The organism is Runella sp. R5_40, from assembly GCF_057652295.1.
Map to the genome: position 1 here is coordinate 68,890 of NZ_JBYFCH010000007.1, position 19,125 is coordinate 88,014.

The following is a 19,125-nucleotide window of genomic DNA, read 5'->3' on the forward strand; positions in this document are numbered from 1 at the left end:
ATTTAAAGATGAAGTACCAGCGATTTTAATGTGTATTTACTATCAGAAGTATACAGCCAGTAGGAAGAATGCTGTCAAGGCCAATTACTTATCGGCTGAGAGTTTTTGCTTGATACCAATTACGAAGTCTATCGTCACACTCGCAAACTCTGCAATTTCAGCTATTGTATGATTTGTTTTAGTCAATAATTTTTCAACCATTTTTCTTTTGGCTTTAACGACAAAGTAGTCATTTTCTTCATTCAAGTACTTGGCTATGCTTTCCATGATTTCATCTATCTTAAGGTCTAATTTACGCAATTCCGCTAATATCCGTAACTGATTGATGTACTTTTTTAACGATAAATCGTTTTCAATAGTTTCTTCAAGCCGCTCAATTATCTTTTCGATAGCAACTTTAGGCTTATCTTCGCCAAAATTGCTCAATACAGCGAATACAATTTCTTCTGGCTTACTCGATTTTAGGAAAAGTTGATAATCAACCGCTTTAATTGAACGAAGTTGATACTCAAAATCAATTCCTTTACTTTTGAATTGAGTCATCATTCTAGGCTCTCCTTTTCCAATATAAATAACAAATTGCTCAACATTAATTTTGTATTTTCTCAAAAGCATAGCCTTATATTCAAGCATACGATAAACCATTTCAGGCTCATCAACTACCTGAAATTCTATTTGAAGTACAAAAACATTCCCTTGACTATCTGTCACTTTTTTGAGTACATCAGGCTTTCTTTCTTTGGTATGTTGAATATCGTCGGGCAGCTCTTCTAAAGAAACGGCCGTAATGCCAAGTAAGTTTTGCATGATACTTGATATTACGGCCTCAATATTTTCTTTAAAAACTTTATCGTACTGTGAGGATTGTCGTCTGCTTGGTTTACGTTTTGAATTCATAAAACAAAACTATCATAAATAATTGAAATGTTGTGCCTCGGCGAGATGCTACAAACGTGGCGCCTCGCCGAGGCTAATTTGAACCCCTATTTCAACTTCTCCTGAAACAACTTCAAGATACGTTTGTACTCGTCCATCCAGCTAGTGGGTTCTACAAAACCGTGGTCTTCCATCGGGTACGAGGCCATTTCCCAGTTTTCTTTTTTCAACTCAATCAAACGCTGCGCCAAACGGTACGAGTCCTGAATGTGCACGTTGACATCGACCATTCCGTGGCAAATCAACAAATGTCCTTGCAAACCTGCGGCATGGTAAATGGGCGAACTACGACGGTACGCCAACGAATCGGTTTGGGGTTCATTTAGGATGTTGGCCGTATAACCGTGATTATAAGCCGCCCAATCGGTCACGGGACGAAGCGCTGCGCCTGCCGCAAAAACACCAGGCTTGGTAAACATCGCCATCAACGTAATAAAACCACCGTACGACCCGCCATAAATACCAATGCGTTTGGCATTGATACCGTGTTTTTCAACCAAATACTTGGCTCCGTCCACGTTATCGTCAAGGTCTTTTCCACCCATAAAACGGTAAATACCCGTACGCACGTCGCGGCCGTAGCCTGCCGAAGCGCGGTAGTCCATGTCAAGCACCGTATAACCCATGTCCACCAACAAGTTGTGGAACATATACTCTCTGAAATATTGGCTCCACCATTTGTGGGCATTTTGCAAATAACCCGCACCGTGCACGAAAATCACCGCCGCGCCGTTTTTCTTTTTCGGAACGTACAAACGTGCATATACGTCGGTACCGTCGGTGGCTTTGACGGTCACAATCTGTGGCTCGCGCCAAGCATAGCTGCGGAACTCTTCCGAAGTGGAGTTGGTAATTTTGGCAGGAGTCGCATTGGGCTGGTTATCTTGCAAATACAGCTCCCAAGGCTGCGTACTCGACGAATAGCGAATCAAAAGTTTAGACTCATCGGGCGAAAGCGTTGCGTCGTTGCTGCCTGTCATTTTGGTCAGTGCCGTGCGCTCACCTCCTGCTACCGACATTTTATAGAAATGCTGCTCGCCAGGGTGGACTTCGTTTGAGGTAAAATAAATCGACTTTTTATCGCGCGAGAGTTGTGCTTGCTGCACTTCAAATTTCCCCGACGTCAACGTTTTACGCATACCATTGGCTACGTTTACGCTGTATAAATGCGAGTAACCAGTATTCGCTTCCGAATGAAATACAATCGTCTCATTGTCAATCCAATTTAACCAAAAACTTCCTGGGCCACCCACCCACGCTTCGTCGCGAACGCGGTCGAGAGTTTTTAATTTAGCCGTTGCGGGATCCAACAACGCAATCCAGCGGTCCTTGTTGTCTTGCGAACGCACCATCACGACCGCATACTTGCCATCTTCCGACCACGACAAGCTCATAAAATTCACTTTGCGCGCCGCTGGCTTTTTCGCTTTGGTGGTGTCTTGTTTGTAATCTTTCAAATAGTCGGGTTTATCGTTGATACCCGTCAGGTCTTTGGTCGAAACCTCCAAAACCGTATCGCGCGCGATGTTATAGACAAACAATTGCGACGTTGGTTGGGCCACCCCTACTTTCGTCCGCGCAGGAATATCTTCGGTAAAACCCGATTCAGTGACGTAGTTGGGCACAATCGTCGGCTTCGTTCCTGCCGCTGCTTTTACGGTACGATACGTAATAAAATTACTCTTAGGGGCAAGCGTTACATTATCGACCTGGGCTTCTCCCGTGTAAATTTCTTTCGGGCGTTTTGGCAGGTCGGCTTTAGCAATTTTATCGCCTTCTTTTTTCTTGTCTGAACGTTCCTTCAAAATATCAAACATCGCCAATTGATCCGCTTTCAACCATTTTTCTTGCTCACCTGCGGCGGCTTCTGGGCGTTTGTTGCCTGCTTGAAAATTGGTCAATTGTACCAACTCTCCTGTAGTCAACGTCAGCGCAAACAAGTTTAATCCACGGCGAAAAACGGCTTTGGTTTCATCACCGCTAAAAGTCACACCCGACTCATTTTCAACGGTATTGGTCAACTGTCGGGTTTGGTTTGTTTTAATATCCAACCAAAATAAATCACCATTTTTAGCATATAATTTTTGGGTAAACGCCCGATTGTATGCTCCCCCAAATTGGCCTGGCAGTGCGCGACGCTCTTGGGGCGTTACTTTGCGGGTTTGTTTTGAGGCGACTTCATAGACGTACAACGAATCGCTGGTGGTCTTGTCGGGGTTCCAGCTAAAGTAAACTTTGCTACCATCTTCGCTCCACACTGGGTTGGTAGGCGCTACACCCATCCATTTGGGGTCACGCATGATTTTTTCAACAGAAAGGGGGGCGAGTTTTTGGGCAAACAACGAAGATGAACTCACCACAACAGCGCAACAAAGTGACAATGCGCGGAAAATTTGGCTCATAGGGTTATTAGATGAAGAGTTAGTGTTTGAATAGGGACGTTAAATTACCAAAACAAACAAAAATTACCCATTCTTTTACAAAATGATGACCTACTTGGGCTTTGCGTAGATAAAAAGTCGAAAAACGGCTTTGGAAAGAGTAGTTCTGACCAACATCATTTTTTTAGCAACGATAGGTAATTAGCATTGTTCCAAGAACCAACTCACTCACACCTTGCGACCTAAAATCAGTTACGTCTCGCCCCAAGAAGCCCTTTCTTGCATTCAGTCTGGCAACCGTGTCTTTGTTCACGGAAGTGCCCAAACGCCCACGTTTTTACTTCGTCATCTAGCCCAAGAAGCCCCTCGTCTGCACGACGTAGAAATTGTGTCAATTACCGTTTATGGCGATGTGTACGTGGATAAACCCGAATTTGAAGGGCATTTCCACATCAATTCGTTGTTTGTTTCGGAAAGTATTCGCAAAGCCGTCAACGAAGGTAGAGCGGATTATGTACCCGTTTTTTTGAGCGAAATTCCTGAGCTATTCAACCAAAAAATTCTACCCGTCGATGTGGCCATTGTCCACGTTTCGGTGCCCGACCAGCACGGTTATTGCTCCTTAGGGGTATCGGTTGACATCGCCCGTTCGGCCGTCAACAACGCCCGCTACGTCATTGCACAAGTCAACCCCAACGTGCCCCGCACCCACGGCGATGGCATGATTCACGCCAGTCGTTTTCACGCCATGGTATATTGCGAAGATGCACTACACGAAGGCAAATTTGGAGGAGCAGTGACGGAAGTGGACAAAAAAATTGGCCAATACGTCGCCGAATTGATTGACGACGGTAGCACCCTGCAAATGGGTATTGGGTCAATTCCCAATGCCGTCTTGCAATGCCTCTACCACCATAAAAATTTAGGCGTCCATACCGAAATGTTCAGCGATGGGTTGATTGATTTGTTCGATAAAGACATCATCAACAACAAATTCAAGGTCATCAATCCCAACAAAACCGTCACGGGCTTTGCCTTGGGTACCAAGCGGTTGTATGATTATGTCAATGACAATCCTGCCTTTTCTTTTTTAGACATTGACTTTGTCAACGACCCGCACATAATCAAACAAAACCCCAAAGTAGTAGCCATCAACAGCGCCGTGGAAGTGGATGTAACGGGGCAAATTTGTTCCGATTCCATCGGTACTTATCAGTATTCGGGTGTGGGTGGACAAATGGATTTTATGCGGGGAGCAGCGTTGAGTCAGGGTGGAAAACCCATTATTGCCCTGCCATCACGGACTCAAAAAGGCGTATCGCGCATTGTTCCTTTCCTCAAACAAGGGGCTGGTGTGGTCACGACCCGCGCCCATGCGCACTACATCATTACGGAATACGGTTCGGCCTATTTGTTTGGCAAAAACCTCCGTCAACGTGCCAAAGCCCTCATCGACATTGCCCATCCTGACGACCGCGAAGGGCTTGAAAAAGCCTGTTTTGAGCGGTTTAAAGCGTTGTAAATAAGTGAGTCGGGTTGCTAGTAGCAAGTGAATCGGGTTGCTCACAACCCGATTTTTGTTCAGAACAAAATCACCAACTAATCGAAAGAACCTTGGCTGATTTTTTATAACTTTGTCAAAAACGCCCAATGGTATGGTCTTAATTACGGGAATTTTACGAAAGCCACGCTCCAACAAACTCTACACGCACGACGAATACTTGCGAATTGAAGAAAAAGCGAAGAGCAAAAATGAGTTTTATAAAGGTCTAATTATCCCTATGGCTGGTGCAACCCTCCTACATAATCAAATTTCAACCAATATTACTACAGCCTTAAAAATAGCTGTTCGTGGATTAAAGCAGAAATATCTTGTTTTGAATAGTGACCAAAAAATTCGGATTGATTCAGAAGACACGACAGTTTATCCTGATGCTTTGGTGATTTGTGAAAAGCCTGAGTTTTGGAAGGGTCGCGAGGACATCATTGTTAACCCGTACGTGATTGTAGAGGTGTTGTCAAAAAGTACCCAAAACTACGACCGAGGGGAAAAATTTATGTTATACCAACGACTCCCTTCGCTCAAGGAATACATTGTCGTAGAACAACACACTCCCCTCGTTGAGTCTTGGTATCAATTGGAAGAAAACACGTGGCAAAAAACAGCCGCGCAAGGGACAGATGGGCTCTTATCAATTCGTTCGTTAGGCGTTACATTGCGTTTGGATGAGGTTTACGAACATATTGATTTTTGATACATCAATACAGCACCCAAAGGCGACCCGCTTGTTTCACCCCCTTTTCCACGTTTTGAATAACATAACTGTAGATGCCTGCTTGAACACGCTTCTCACGGTAGGTACCATCCCACGAATTTTGGTAGGCATCTTTTTCATAAAACAATAACTCCCCCCACCGATTATAAATAAACAGCTCAAGGCTGGGGAAATCACCATTCTTTTTAATCTCCAAACGGTCATTTACCCCGTCGCCATTGGGAGAAAACGCATCGGGGATTAGAATTAGATTGGAAAAAACAAGCCTAATTGCTGCCTGATTGACACATCCGTTTTTATCAGTCACTCGAAGGCTATATGTCCTATTTTGTTGCACCGAAACAGTTGGCGTTGGAGAAAATGGGTCATCCAGCCCTTCCGCAGGAGACCATTGAAATTGTTCATTGATTGGGTCTTTCGTTTGAGGTTTTAACGTAACATTTTCGCCCTGAGCAATGCTTTGAGAGGTCGCAAGGTTGATTTCGGGAAGGGGCAGCACAACCAACGAACGGGTTTGCTTACCAATACAACCCGTAGCAGGGTCTTTGAGCTCGTAGCTTACCGTATGTGTCCCTACACCAACGTCTTTGACCTTCACACTGTTGGCTTCCACTCCTTTTCCAACAAAAATGCCTCCCGCAGGAGATACCCGCAACGGCACCACTCCCGAATCGCTAAAACACACTGTACCCAAGGAATCAAAAGTAACTATTGCCGCTGTGACCACCTGCACGGTATCCCAAGCAGAGACAGGGCAATTGGGTCGAAGTTGGGTAGTAACCTGAACACTATACGTCCCTGCTGATTGAACATTCAAGGTTGGCTTTTCTTGTCCTACAATCACTTCTCCATTCTTATACCATTTGTATTGATAATTGGCAGACTCCGTTACGCGCAATTCACCATTTTCAGCCGCACAAAGACGCAATGTATCCGTCGGACTGAGTTGAATGGTGGGAGAAGGCGCTTTTTTTACCTTTACAATCAGTGAATTGGTATCTCCTGCACACACAAGCGCCGAGCTGACAATAACGCGATAATCTCCAGGCTGGGTGACAAGCAACGAAGTCGAATTAGCTCCCATCAAATTGACATTGTCTCTCTGCCATTGGTACGCATAATCGCTTTTTTCCGCAGTAGCTAATGTGACCGAAGCCCCTTCGCACAGCTCCAACTCTTGAACCGCTTGATCGGGGGAAGTAGATGTATAAATAGGAGGTTCAGAAAGGGTACTACGCTGACAATCAACCACTGGCAGTTGGAAATCGCGCCGAACAAAACCGATTCGTTTTCCAGCTCGGTATTCCTCTACCAAAATAGTAAAAACATACAGACCTGGCCGATTGGCCGTCAGTGACATCAGGCCCGTTCGAGGGTTAACTACGGGAGGCCGTGGCCCAGGAATCACGTTGGCCAAACCCAATCCCGCCGCCCATCGTACCTCCTGAAAACTATTGTTTATGTCTATTTTTCCGTAAGGAGTGACCATCGAATACCGCAGTTCGTCGCCATCGGCATCGGTCGCCATCGAATTAAAATCAAAAGGCTTATTGATACAAATATAATCACCGTTTGGAAGGCCAAAATCGGGAGAAGAGTTACGAAATTCCGCGCCATTTTGCGTAATAGCGGGAAATTGTAACGTGATTACCCCTTCAGAAATAACAGGATTTTGAATATTAGAAATCGCTTGATTACGACAGCAATTGGTAAAAATAAGCAAATACCCTTGTGGCTGGTTATAAACGGCAGGATCTAAAAAAAGTTCTTGGGAGAAATAGCCCGTAGCGGTTCGTAATTTGCCTTGTTGCACGCAGATGGCATTTTTATACACTAGAGGTTCAAACCGTTGACGGGTCATGGTAAAACTTCGGACAATCCGCCCATCGGCAATCGAACGAATACTGCAACTGGCGGCTGTCTCGGCATTTGAAATAGTGGCACTGCCTTCTACATCAAAAAAAAGCGTCAAATTGATTTGGTAAAAACCTCTTTGAGGCAACGATTTCATCCCAAAATTTCCCCCAACGATGTGGATAGCAAAAGCCCAATAAGGTGTAGAAAACAGTAGGCTACACAACAACAACTCACGTAATCGTTTTTTCATATTCAACGTTTCAAAAGAAGTGATACCTTCCTTTTAAAACGTTTGAGAGAAAGTTTTAGTGTAACGAATTAGTTTTTTTGAATACAGGTGTAAGTCGGGTTGTGAGCAACCCGACTCACACCTATCACAACCCGACTCACTGCTATCTACTAAATATCCGAATAATCAGTTGGGTACAAAAGGCGTTGGTCATTTTTTGACACATTCTTTTGATACTCAGGCATGGCCGAAAGTTTTTTCCAGTATTCGTCCGCACTAAACGACTTCCAGTGCGCATCGCGGTCGGGGCGATTTTCGAACGTAGTAAGATACATCAGGTTAGGCATTCGGCTTCCTGCTACTACTTCACCGTAAAATACCGCGTTGAAATTTAAGCGTTTAAACAGCCCCACTTCGTCGCCGTCGTTGAACATCTTAATCTTATTTTTTGAAATCTTTTCCGTATGCCCTTCGTAGCTACGTAGTTCGTACACGCGCTCTTTCATCGGTGATTTCAACTGTGGCAAATTGTAGCGCGGATTCTTTTCAAACGCCGTTAACAAAATGGTTTCGATGCGGTCGTATGGGGGTTCGGTATAAACCGCATCCAAATACGCTTTTCCGTCGGCCCAATAAGCTTTGTCGGCGGCTAATTTTTGTTCTAATTTGAAAAAATCATCTTGCGACTTAAACGGGATAAACACATAAATCAGTTTTTCGTCGGCAGGTTTTTCGGGATTGGGAATCGGCTTAAACACACCCACCTGCGCAATCCCAAGGCGGTGAAGCGCAGGCAAATAGGCTTGTTTTAGGAAGTCATCTACTTTTCTTTCCTGCTCTTCGGTTTTTAAATGATATACTTTAATTTGGTAAAAATCGCGCTTGGCATTGGCCGTAAATCCAATGAGCAAAAGCGTCAAAAATGCAATAACTGATTTAAACATCTTACATGAACGATTAGGTGATTTTGAAAGCTCAAAATAACGTCCCTTCTACACCCTAATCAATAGCACTTAAACTTTTTATGTACTCACAATTTTCTAAGCATCTCGGCACTAGGTCGAAAAATCCATGTCTTTTTCGGCAAAATTGCACAATACCCCCAACCATTCGCTCAACGTCTCTCCCGTTTGAGTGAGGGCGTACTCCACCCGCGTAGGCGACTCTTTGACAAACTCCGTACGGACAATCAATTTATATTTTTCGAGCAATTTCAGTCGGTCAGCCAACACGTTGTCACTGATGTATTTAAGGTCTTCTTTGATGTTCGAAAAACGAACATTTCCCTCTTCGATACTGAACATTACTTCCGTCAACCAGCGCTTGCTCAACAAGTGAATCAGTTCGTTGAGCGCACATTTTTCCTCCAGAAAAACTTGGTTTTGGTAATTGGTCGAATTTAGTTTACGTTCTGCCATGACTCACTTTTTTATTAGCAAAAGTCATCAGTTATTGGATTCCTACCTTATCATTTCCGCAAAAAAGACCGCAATTGTTCGATTTCCTCGTCCTCAATGGCAGGAAAATTAGCGATGCGGAAGGTATTATTTTTCCATTCACCGTAGCCGTTGCCCAAGGTAATTCCTGCCAAAGTCGCTTCTTTTTTTAGCGCAGAAATCGCTTGTGGCTCCCCTTTGACCGCAATCACCGTATCCGAACGGGTCGCTCTGTTTGTTACCAATGGCTCCCAATCGGTCTCATTTTCAATAAATTGATACAGACTTTCAGCACGTTTAACCGTTTGTTGGTCAATTGCGGCAATCGGCTCAAGTTGCTCCATGACCCGCATCAACAAATACACGCCAAGCGTATTTGGCGTATAATGCGTTTGGTACTTTTCAAAGTTTTCGTGCACAAACAATAAACTGTTGTAGCGCAAAATATCGTTGACTTGGCGCGCTTTTTCGAGGGCGTTGGGCGAACATACCATTATCCCCATGCCTGCGGGCAAACCAAAACACTTTTGCACGGACGCAAACCACACATCGCCGAGCGTCCAGTCAAACGCCACCCCTCCCATCGACGAAGTAGCATCCACTGCAATAAGCGCATCGGTCAACGAACGAATTTCGGCCAACTCCTGCATCCGTATTTGTGTGCCGTTGGAGGTTTCGCTGTGGGTCAAACACAGGACTTCGTAATCGCTCAGACGCTGACGATTGAAAGCCGCACGCTCCTCCCCTTCCTGAAACAAATGATACGGCAAAGTTTGATTAATTGGGAACAATGAGCCCGAGGTCTGCGGGACGATGTGAGTAGCGTAGCTAAACCACTTCTTGCCAAAAGCACCATTGTAATGATGGGCGCTGTGTTGCTGCGTCAACGACTGCGCCACTATCTCCCACGCCTCCGTAGCCGACGATACCAAATAAATAGAATAATCGGCGGGAATCGCCAATTTTTCGCGCATCAACCGCATCGTTTCTTTCAGCACGTCCATGAAGCCTTGGCTGCGGTGATTCATGCTCAGAATCCCCGAGCGGTAGGCATCCTGCAAGTACTGTTCGACTTGAGGGTAGATTTTGGATGGACCAGGGTAGAAAGTTATCATATAAAATACCGAATCGCTAATTCGTATCCTTTGAGTCCTAATCCTACAATGACACCTTTTACGCGGCTACTGAGGTAGCTGTGGTGACGAAAAGCTTCACGGGCGTGTACGTTGGAAATATGGACTTCGACCGCAGGCGTTGTGACAGCCGAAAGAGCATCGGCGATGGCTACGGACGTGTGCGTATAGGCACCAGCGTTAAGAACAATTCCATCGAAGGTAAAACCAATTTCGTGGATTTTGTCGATGAGAGCACCTTCGTGGTTTGATTGAAAGTAATGCAACTCTACTTCAGGAAAAAGTTGCTGAAGGGTTTGGAAGTAATCTTCAAAGGTTTGGCTTCCGTAAATGGTGGGTTCGCGTTTGCCCAACAGGTTCAAGTTAGGGCCGTTGATGATAAGTATTTTTTTCACTGGATGCTCGTTTTGATTCAATTGCAATATTACGACCTTCCAGTGGTACATTCAAAACTTGTTTTGGTTCCTCAAATTTTTCGACGCCTCGCCACCGCCACCCCAAAACCGTCCTTTAGCTCTACCCAATCTTTCATCAGAACTTTTACGTACAAACGATTCACCAAAACACTCTTGTTGGCCCGAAAAAATACATTGGGTAATTCCTTTTCAAAGGAACCAAGCGTGCGCGCCATCAACAACGTTCGACCGTCGGCCAGCACTAAACGGGTGTAGTTTCGGTCAGCTTCGAGTCGAACGATGTCAGCTATACGCAATCGTAAACGCCCACGTAGCAGTACCAAATAATTTCCTGAGTTTGGTAAATGAGATAAAGCGTTCATGATTGGCAAGGGGTTAAAATCCAGGTTTACTTCTCTTTATTCCAAAAATACAAAGCACCAATGGCCATAACAGCCCAAATACCCATGTCCATCGCAATCGTTTTATGAGGCGCCATGTGTCTCACATTCAGGTTGTAATAATAGACTACTTCCGCCAAGACGGTTAGAAAAACGATGGACAACAGCCAGCCCCTGCGGGTCGCTTTGTCGGTTGAGCGGTACGCCACATAGCCCAAATAACCCATGGCTAGTTGGTAGCCTCCTAAAAAATTGAACAAAGAAAGTTCGTTGGCATTTGGAGACACTTGGCCAAAGTATTCGGAAGCCATTATTGGAGCAACAATCGCTGGCAAGCCCAATAAAAGGCTGTAAATCGTTACAATCAGGATAAAAGTGTTCGTTTTCATACAATAAAAGGTCTGAAAGGTTTAAACAATAGGGTTTTACTTCGGTACAAACTTCCCATTATTTTACCACACTCCTTCTCATGGTTTCCCATGATATTGGCTCATGGAAAACCATGATTTTTGGGGGGTCTAAATTCCCCTCCAAAAGGTCATTCCTTCTAATACACAAACGGCAAAAACCGCTTAGAAACTTTCTGATAATCTGCATATTCATCCCCAAACTCACGTACTAAGGTGGTTTCTTCTACGACAATGCGGTAGTAATAGGCAACTCCCAGCAAAAAGGCAGTTGCAACTGCTGAAAAATAAGCATGTACCAATAATGTGCTTCCAACAATCGCCAAATATGCGCCCAAATAGCTTGGATGACGAACGTATTTGTAGGGTCCTTCGGTGATGATTCGCTGGCCTTGCTGCACTTGTACCTCCGTTGTGAAAAAGCGCCCGAGGGTTTTAATACACCAAACACGAAACACCAAGCCACCAGCCGCCAGTGCTAATCCAAGCCAAAAAAAGACGTCATATACCACATGCCCTCCCCGAAAAAATACCCATTCTAGCATTGCGGCTATCTGTCCCCCAATATATACAACCACTATTCCCAAAGTAGAAAAACGATCATGGTCAGCTTGAGCATTAGCCCCTTCAATGGTGATAGGTGGTTGTGTAGTGACTAGGGTAATTGTTTTTAAAACCATAAAGGCAACTGGAATAGTTAGGAATACTTCCCATTGTCCCCAAAGGGGAACCAAATAGCATATTGTTACAAAAAGGAGAATATTTCCAATTTTTGATTTCATAGCGTCATAACAATTTGTTGAGTTTGGCGGTATTGATTATTCAGTTCAAGCAAATACTCACGGTAAGGTTCGGAAATAGCGGCTGGAGCCATACTAATCGCCAGCGTAATTTTTTCGACTCCATTGGTGGTATAGCTTCTATTATCATCAATATTTTTAATACCGTAGCGGGTATAAAATCGCTCATGTGTTGGGCAACAATTTATGACTACATACGAACAATCTTCGTGCTGAATATGTGTACTTAATGAACTCTCAATCAACAACCTAGCAGCTCCGCTACTCTGGTAACGTGGATGAATGATAAAACGACTTGCTTCGCAAATGACATCTCCATTATCTTCCAAGGTTCTCTTAAATTCAAAATGGCTGGCTGGAACATTTTCATAGCTCAAAAAGGGATAATCTTCTTTCATGGTTTGTGGTATTAGGGTTCCGTACTTTGCCTTCATTGCCTCAGCAAGCGGATTCGTATAAATTTTAGCAGGAAAAATGGCCCTAACGTAGCCTACCATTTCATGTTGTCGGAAAAATCCAAAATGCTTGGAATGTAAATCGAAACCATCAATGTCTATTTGTTGCTCATTGTCACGGATAAAAGCCTTGTTTTCGGAATGTTGGTAAACGTGATAACGCATACGAAAAGCATGTTCCAACTCTGCTTTTTCCGTAATTTCTCGAAAAACGAAAGTAAAGGGCATTTTCGTTACTGCTTTCATCTAGTTGTGGGGTTAAAAAGGTGTTGAGATTGCACATTCATGTAAGCCAGGATACCAAGCAGGGTCAGTACGGCCAAGAGTAAAAACACCAGAAATCCATACTTTTTGAGTTTTTTTGTGAGAAACCCAAACGTAGTTGACGGGGAAGGAGGTTGAGGTTGCATAATGAATAAATTATTGAACAAAGGTCGAAAAGACACTACGATAGTACTCTCATGGTTTTCCATGAAATTGGCTCATGGAAAACCATGATTTTTGGGAGTCAACTGAATTCGGAAAACTATTACTCTAACGTAAAATCGTACGGAATTTTAATGGTTACTTCCATTCCTTGCTCCAATGCCGAATGGGTTTCCATCGTACCATGGAGCAGTTGGGTTCGTGCCTGCAAATTAGAAAGGCCATTCCCATTTTTGTGTTTGGCTTGGGCTACATCAAAACCCACGCCGTTGTCATTATAACTCAAAATCAAATACTTACCACTGTAATCAAGGTAAAAAGTCGCCTCAGTGGCACTTGCGTGTTTGAGGGTATTTTGAAGCAATTCCTGAGCAATTCGATACAAATTCACCTCGTACTCCTCGGCCAAGTGTTTCGGAAACTTACGACTCACGTTGACAATTACATATACCTTCTGCGTTTGATTGATAAGGGTAGCCCGCTCACGCAACACACCTACCAACCCTTTGGTTTTCAGACTTCTGGGGCTCATGTCATTGATTAGTCCTCGTAAATCATCGAAGGTAGTTTCCAGCACATTTTCCAACTTCGATTTGAGGGTTGTGATTTCTATGTTTCCAAGTAAACCTACCATAATTCGGAGGGCGGTAAGGTTGGCACCAATGCCGTCGTGCACTTCCTTGGCAAAGCGATTTCGTTCGATCTCTTGGGTCTGTACCATTAGCTTTATTTCCTTTCGTTGCTGCGCCAAAAGTTGCCGAACACGGTATTTATCAAAGAAATACAAGCCAATTACAATCCCTAAAAATAGCAAGGCTTTGAACCACTGCGTTTGCCAAAAATAGGGTCGAATCTCGATTTTGAGTCGGGCGGGAATCGGATTCCAGACGCCATCACTATTGGCCGCTTTTAACTCAAAAACGTACTTACCCGCTGGTACTTGAATAAAGCGTGCGATGGTTTGTTTATTGGCGTTAACCCACGTACTATCCGACCCCAAAAGCCGAAATTGGTAGCTATTGACCCCTTCCGACACGTAATCTATGACGCTGTACTGAATGGCAAACGAGTTGCTATCGGGCGGCAGCGTGATGGACGTAGCTTCACTGATAACCACGAGCAATTTGTAGGGAGCTTCTTTGACCGTCAATTGCGTCAAATACGGTTGACTCACATACGTGTTCTTTGTAATATCCTCAGGGTAAAAGCGGTTAAAACCCTGACTTCCACCAAAAAACATTTCCCCATCGGGTGCACGGTAGGCCGTCCGCGAATTAAAATCATTGCTTTGCAGTCCATCGGTGAGTTTAAAATTTTCGACTTTTGAGCGATAAGGGTCTATCCTCGAAATTCCACGCGTACTACTTACCCAAAAATGCCCTTTTTTATCCGTCAACACATCATACACATACTCACTGGCAAGCCCTTCCTTCGCAGTCCATTTGGTGACTTTCCACGTAGTTTTAGAAATAACAAACAATCCCGTTGCACTTGCCCCTAACACCTGATTATGAGCTACATCGTCGTAGCCATTGCGGAAAATCGCCCCTGTAATCGGGGCAGTAGTGGCCCGCCAAACCGTATCTTGAAGGTAGCCAATGTGTAGTTTCCCATTAAAACCCACGTAGAACCGCCCTTCTTTGTCGTGCAGGCACACGCGTCCATTGGTTCCAAAAAAAGGAATCCGTCGAAAAGTTAGATTTTTTCGATGAAACACAAACATCCCCGATTCGGTATTCAGAACCAATGTCGTAGGAGTTGTTTCAAAGACATCTCGAACGGTATTGGCAAATTTAGACTCGTTTTGAAGCGTGTCGGGATTCACAAACGTTCGTATTGTTTTCCTCAATGAGTCATACACTCGAAGTCCATTTTTTGCCATAATCCAAACGTTTCCATCCGCACTTCGGAAGGTACGTCCCCCTGTATTGTTGAGTTTATCATTGGGATTGGGAGCAAACAAACCATCCGTTTTTTTATTGTACAACAGCACTTGATAGTCGTCCAGATTCACCCTCAGCAAGCTATCATTGAGTACCAAAAAGCCTCGATTTGAAAGCTTCATGGGTACCTCATGGGTACTCGCTGTCACTTTTTGAAACTTGGGAATCAACGGGTTAAGTTTATAGCCATAGTTAAAATTCCAAAGCCACTGCACCCCATCGCCAAAGGTTTTGTAATGAGGGTAATAAGGATACACCGCCTTCGGCAAAGCCAACACCGAATGATGAGGCGCAAAAAACTCCTGCGTTTTCGTCGTCGGTTTCACCGTTCGTAAATCATTACTAATCAGCCTACCTGAAAAATCTTTTGTTGCCGCATAAATCCCTTCTTCAGTCAACTTAAAATGGCTAAAAAAGGTGGGGTTGCCCAGTTTGTTCAACGGATGTTTACTGAAAATATAACAGCTTTCCAATGTCTGCGTGTCGAACCTTAAAATACCCTCCAAGAGGTGAATCCAGAGGTAACGTTTCCCATCAAACATGGATTGATGATCGTAAAAGTTATTATCCTCAAAAAACGGCACTTGAGTTAACACAACGGTTTTACGCCGAGTCGCTACATCGAAATAAAACAGCTGTTGGTTTGAAGGCGATATACACCAAAGTCGGGTTCCAAGCAGTCCCAGCGGCTGTCCTTTCATCGGCCTCCATCCTTCCTTGGTTTTCTCTTTAAGGTGAACAAAGCGTTCAGTTTTTCGGGTAAAATACGCAACGGTCGAGTACCGCTCAAAAAAACTTGGAATTCTATTTACCCCCAGCCAAAAATTGCTGTTGGGGTCTTCCACAATGGTCCTGACCAAATCCACCGCACGAATGGCCGAATCACGCACGAAGTGCATTTGAGTACCGTCGTAGCGACAAAGCCCCCCAGGTGTTCCCATCCAAACAAAGCCTTTTTTATCTTTATGAAGGCAAAAAATGGAACCCGAAATATACTCTTTGTCGGCGTCAAGAATAGAAACGAGGTACTTTTTTTGCGCCCAACCAAAGCTTACACCCAAGCCGATTAGTACCAAAAAACTTCTCCAAAGATGTACAAATAGTGAGCGCAACTGATTTAAGGAAGTGATATCGAATGAATTCCAAAATTAGGGTTTCTTTGGAATCTTGCAAACTACGCACGATAGCATTTCCTTAAAAACTCACCACCCAATTGACGGTAAACTCCCCTCCTAGTGTCACGGCATTGAGTAAAATATCAGAAGTACCTTTTCCAATAATGCGCGCAAAACGCCCCGTTCCACGGGTGATGGGTTCGGTCACTTTAATGGCTAACACTGTCGGGGTTGCCGTGGGGGCTCCTTGCGCAGTCCCTCCCAATTCAATGGTGTTGCCCGATTTGTCGGTGTAAGTCGTTACAAATTCTGTCCCTGTCAATTTGCTATAATCAAACTTAAACTTCGAATTAAAATTTACGTCCCCTATCGTACTCAACGTACCCGTACCTACCACCTCAATGGTGGCTATGATGGGCTGTTTGGTGGAGGGATCTACCGTTATTGGCACTACGTTTTTGGTCGTGAAAGTAATTTTTCCCGTGATGTTGCCATTTTCTACTTCGTAGAGGTCTTCCTTTTTACAAGCATTTAAAAAAGTGAGGGCGCACGCAAACAGCGCAATGAATTTGAGCCTTTTCATTGTGTAGAGTAGTTTTAAAGTGAATAAAGAAGAAAATTCTAATCGTTTCTCAGGACGGTGTTCGTAAAATTCCCAACTGCTCAAAAAGCAACATTTGATCGCTGAGCGGAAACACCTCCACAATTCGATTATTTCGAACTCGGTACCGTACCATCATCGGTATTTCCACCGTTTTATACGTGGGCGGAACCCCATACATCTCACCTCGGTGCTCGCCCCTAAAAATCCCCTCCACAATCACGTCGTCACCCTCAGCCGTAATGGATTCTATAAAGATATGATAACCAGGAAAACCTTTGTCGTGCAACAATACGCCTTTGATGTAATTTTCAGCATCCGTAAACTCTCGTAAAACAGCCTCTGTCTTAATTCTTCCCGAAAGTTTTGAGGCCAACTGCAAGACAAGTTTTTTATTTTCTTCCGCTTTTTCCATCTTTTTGTGGTGGTTTTAGGTTAGTACAAAGGTAGGGGCTTTCATCTTTAGCCATTAGTAGCCGTTTTTCAAAGATTTACACTATTGTTTCACCCTACCATTGGCTTGTGTTATTGTTTCATTTTTTGTTGACGCCACTCAGTTGGGCTACAGCCCGTTTGCTCTTTAAAACAATGGGTAAAATAACTCAGCTCCCCAAACCCTACTTTATAAGCAATGTCTCCAATCCCCATTTGTGTGCTTTGGAGTAATTCCTGTGCTTTACCTATTCGTACGTATCGGATGTAGTTAGCCGTCGAATACTGCGTCAGTTTTTTTATCTTTCTAAACAATTGAGCTTTGCTTAATCCCAACTGAATTTGGAGGAACTCCCCCGTTAATTCATCTTTATCCAAATGTTGGTAAATCAATTGATTCACCTGTTCTAAAAAGGCTTGTTCTTGGGTTTCGGGAATGGCCCTGAGCTGTTGCAAAGCAAACGAATCCGTGGCCACCGATTCAAATCGGCGTTTGAAGTTAATGGAGTAAAACGCATCGTCAAGCTTCTCGTTTGTTGGTGGCCGAAACTGCTCAATAATCGTGTTATCTTTTTTGTCTTCCAACATTACTTTTACAAACACAACCGTGGCATGTACCTGTGCATTGTCCAAGTACACTATTTTTTGCTCATGAGCCGAGAGCAAAAGATTGGGATTGAAGTAAATCTTGGGTATCTGAAGCGCCAACCGAAGCTCAACTTGTTGATTTTCAACCTCCGTACTTGCATCAAGGTGCAAATGAGCATCATCAAAAAAATACAAACTTCGGATGACAAAAGACGTAAAAGTAGGTAGCACCTCTTCAAGAGAGGTGCCAATTTTTAAAGCAATAGCGTCTGAGCAAGTAAGTCGATTGCGTCGTAAGGCCGCAATGGGAGCAAACGCACGACTCAAATTTTGCAATAACTCTTTGATGTCAATCATCCGACTTTAATCACTAATTTACCGCGTACGTGCCCTGCTTCTACGTTGGTAGTGGCTTCGTAGATACTTTCTAAGCCGCTGTATATTTTGTCCAAATGCAGTCGAAGTTTCCCCTCTTTTACTTGGTTAGTAACCCAAGCTAAATCGCTGGTCGTGAGCTTTAGCATCAACAAAGCCATTTTTTTTGAACGAAACGGGTTCAGCGCCACCTGCAAAAACTTAGCTGGTCCAGGCACCGAGTTAACAAATACACCTCCTTTTTTGAGTGCTTGCCGTGCCTCCTTGAACGTATATTTATCGACAATGTCTATAATGAGGTCGTATGCTTCTATCTCCTCAAAAGGGTTTTGAACGGTGTAATCTATGACTTCGTCGGCCCCTAGTCCTTTCACAAACTCAAAGTTAGAGGCTCGACAAACGCCCGTTACGCTCGCGCCCATCTGTTTGGCTAGTTGTACGGCCAAATGCCCCAACGCCCCCGCTGCGCCCAAAATCATCACTCGTTGTCCCGATTTGAGTTTACCTAAGTCGCGCAAGCAGCTCAAGGCCGATGCGCCTGCAATCGGTAAAGCCGACGCAGTTTCAAAACTCAACTCGGCAGGTTTGGGTATCAGTTGGTCCGTTTTAGCAACGACGTACTCCGCATACGGCCCCGATTGCTTAAAAGGGTCAATGGCTCCCATCACTTTATCACCCACTTTAAAAGCCTGTACTGCATCGCCCACCGCCACGACCTCGCCCGCAAAATCAACCCCCATAAGCATGGGGAGTTTGCGCCTAACAAACATTTTTGCTTCTCCTTTTCTGATTTTCAGCTCAAGGGGAGAAATTGTAAAAGCCTTTACTTTCACCAGCACTTCGCCTGCGGCAGGGAGGGGTGTAGGTACTTCATCAATTTTTAGGGCGGAAAGGCCGCCGTAGTTTTGTAGTAAAATCGCTTTCATAAGAGGTTTATAG

18 protein-coding genes are annotated in these 19,125 nt (G+C 44.2%); 2 read left to right on the forward strand and 16 right to left on the reverse strand.

Annotation, left to right across the window (positions count from 1 at the left end):
- Positions 1 to 84 precede the first annotated feature (84 nt).
- Both AC23N5_RS14490 and AC23N5_RS14495 read right to left on the reverse strand, forming a co-directional pair.
- Positions 85 to 897 (reverse strand): RpnC/YadD family protein, encoded by an 813-nt coding sequence (locus tag AC23N5_RS14490; RefSeq protein ID WP_183976279.1) that lies wholly within the window; start codon positions 895 to 897, stop codon positions 85 to 87.
- An 86-nt stretch (positions 898 to 983) separates the two neighbouring features.
- Positions 984 to 3,338, reverse strand: a complete 2,355-nt coding sequence (locus tag AC23N5_RS14495; protein ID WP_487756143.1) for a prolyl oligopeptidase family serine peptidase — start codon at positions 3,336 to 3,338, stop codon at positions 984 to 986.
- Positions 3,339 to 3,552: 214 nt separating this feature from the next.
- Here AC23N5_RS14495 and AC23N5_RS14500 point away from each other — a divergent pair, with 214 nt between their 5' ends.
- Both AC23N5_RS14500 and AC23N5_RS14505 read left to right on the forward strand, forming a co-directional pair.
- Positions 3,553 to 4,839: an acetyl-CoA hydrolase/transferase family protein gene (locus AC23N5_RS14500; RefSeq protein WP_487756144.1), complete on the forward strand. Its 1,287-nt coding sequence runs from the start codon at positions 3,553 to 3,555 to the stop codon at positions 4,837 to 4,839.
- A 133-nt stretch (positions 4,840 to 4,972) separates the two neighbouring features.
- Positions 4,973 to 5,572: a Uma2 family endonuclease gene (locus AC23N5_RS14505; RefSeq protein ID WP_487756145.1), complete on the forward strand. Its 600-nt coding sequence runs from the start codon at positions 4,973 to 4,975 to the stop codon at positions 5,570 to 5,572.
- A 4-nt stretch (positions 5,573 to 5,576) separates the two neighbouring features.
- Here the strand turns inward: AC23N5_RS14505 and AC23N5_RS14510 are convergent, their stop codons facing one another.
- From AC23N5_RS14510 to AC23N5_RS14575, 14 genes are all read right to left on the reverse strand, one after another.
- Entirely contained in the window at positions 5,577 to 7,700 is a 2,124-nt protein-coding gene (locus AC23N5_RS14510; RefSeq protein WP_487756146.1) for a T9SS type B sorting domain-containing protein, read from the reverse strand.
- 149 nt (positions 7,701 to 7,849) lie between these two features.
- Positions 7,850 to 8,623, reverse strand: a complete 774-nt coding sequence (locus tag AC23N5_RS14515; RefSeq protein WP_487756147.1) for an NIPSNAP family protein — start codon at positions 8,621 to 8,623, stop codon at positions 7,850 to 7,852.
- A gap of 111 nt (positions 8,624 to 8,734) precedes the next feature.
- Positions 8,735 to 9,097, reverse strand: coding sequence for a winged helix-turn-helix transcriptional regulator (locus tag AC23N5_RS14520; protein WP_487756148.1), 363 nt, complete (start codon positions 9,095 to 9,097; stop codon positions 8,735 to 8,737).
- Positions 9,098 to 9,147: 50 nt separating this feature from the next.
- A complete protein-coding gene (locus AC23N5_RS14525) occupies positions 9,148 to 10,230 on the reverse strand; it encodes an aminotransferase class V-fold PLP-dependent enzyme (RefSeq protein ID WP_487756149.1) in 1,083 nt (360 codons plus the stop codon).
- Positions 10,227 to 10,643 carry a type II 3-dehydroquinate dehydratase gene (gene aroQ / locus AC23N5_RS14530; RefSeq protein ID WP_487756150.1) on the reverse strand — a complete coding sequence of 139 codons (417 nt, stop codon included), beginning with the start codon at positions 10,641 to 10,643 and terminating at the stop codon, positions 10,227 to 10,229. The genes AC23N5_RS14525 and aroQ overlap by 4 nt, the downstream gene beginning before the upstream one ends.
- Positions 10,644 to 10,714: 71 nt before the next feature.
- Positions 10,715 to 11,026 carry a LytTR family transcriptional regulator DNA-binding domain-containing protein gene (locus AC23N5_RS14535; protein ID WP_487756151.1) on the reverse strand — a complete coding sequence of 104 codons (312 nt, stop codon included), beginning with the start codon at positions 11,024 to 11,026 and terminating at the stop codon, positions 10,715 to 10,717.
- 26 nt (positions 11,027 to 11,052) lie between these two features.
- The gene (locus AC23N5_RS14540; protein WP_183976260.1) at positions 11,053 to 11,433 is read right to left on the reverse strand and encodes a hypothetical protein; all 381 of its coding nucleotides are present in this window, start codon (positions 11,431 to 11,433) and stop codon (positions 11,053 to 11,055) included.
- Positions 11,434 to 11,591: 158 nt separating this feature from the next.
- Positions 11,592 to 12,233, reverse strand: coding sequence for a methyltransferase family protein (locus tag AC23N5_RS14545; protein WP_487756152.1), 642 nt, complete (start codon positions 12,231 to 12,233; stop codon positions 11,592 to 11,594).
- On the reverse strand, positions 12,230 to 12,952 hold the full coding sequence (locus AC23N5_RS14550) for a GNAT family N-acetyltransferase (RefSeq protein ID WP_487756153.1): 723 nt from the start codon (positions 12,950 to 12,952) through the stop codon (positions 12,230 to 12,232). The genes AC23N5_RS14545 and AC23N5_RS14550 overlap by 4 nt, the downstream gene beginning before the upstream one ends.
- 283 nt (positions 12,953 to 13,235) lie before the next feature.
- On the reverse strand, positions 13,236 to 16,187 hold the full coding sequence (locus AC23N5_RS14555) for a sensor histidine kinase (RefSeq protein ID WP_487756154.1): 2,952 nt from the start codon (positions 16,185 to 16,187) through the stop codon (positions 13,236 to 13,238).
- A gap of 82 nt (positions 16,188 to 16,269) precedes the next feature.
- A complete protein-coding gene (locus tag AC23N5_RS14560) occupies positions 16,270 to 16,773 on the reverse strand; it encodes a hypothetical protein (RefSeq protein ID WP_487756155.1) in 504 nt (167 codons plus the stop codon).
- Between the two features lie 49 nt (positions 16,774 to 16,822).
- A complete protein-coding gene (locus AC23N5_RS14565; RefSeq protein ID WP_487756156.1) occupies positions 16,823 to 17,206 on the reverse strand; it encodes an ester cyclase in 384 nt (127 codons plus the stop codon).
- A 110-nt stretch (positions 17,207 to 17,316) separates the two neighbouring features.
- Complete coding sequence (locus tag AC23N5_RS14570) at positions 17,317 to 18,168, reverse strand: helix-turn-helix domain-containing protein (RefSeq protein ID WP_487756157.1); 852 nt, start codon at positions 18,166 to 18,168, stop codon at positions 17,317 to 17,319.
- Complete coding sequence (locus tag AC23N5_RS14575; protein ID WP_487756158.1) at positions 18,165 to 19,112, reverse strand: NAD(P)-dependent alcohol dehydrogenase; 948 nt, start codon at positions 19,110 to 19,112, stop codon at positions 18,165 to 18,167. Before AC23N5_RS14575 ends, AC23N5_RS14570 begins: the two co-directional genes overlap by 4 nt.
- Positions 19,113 to 19,125: the final 13 nt, after the last annotated feature.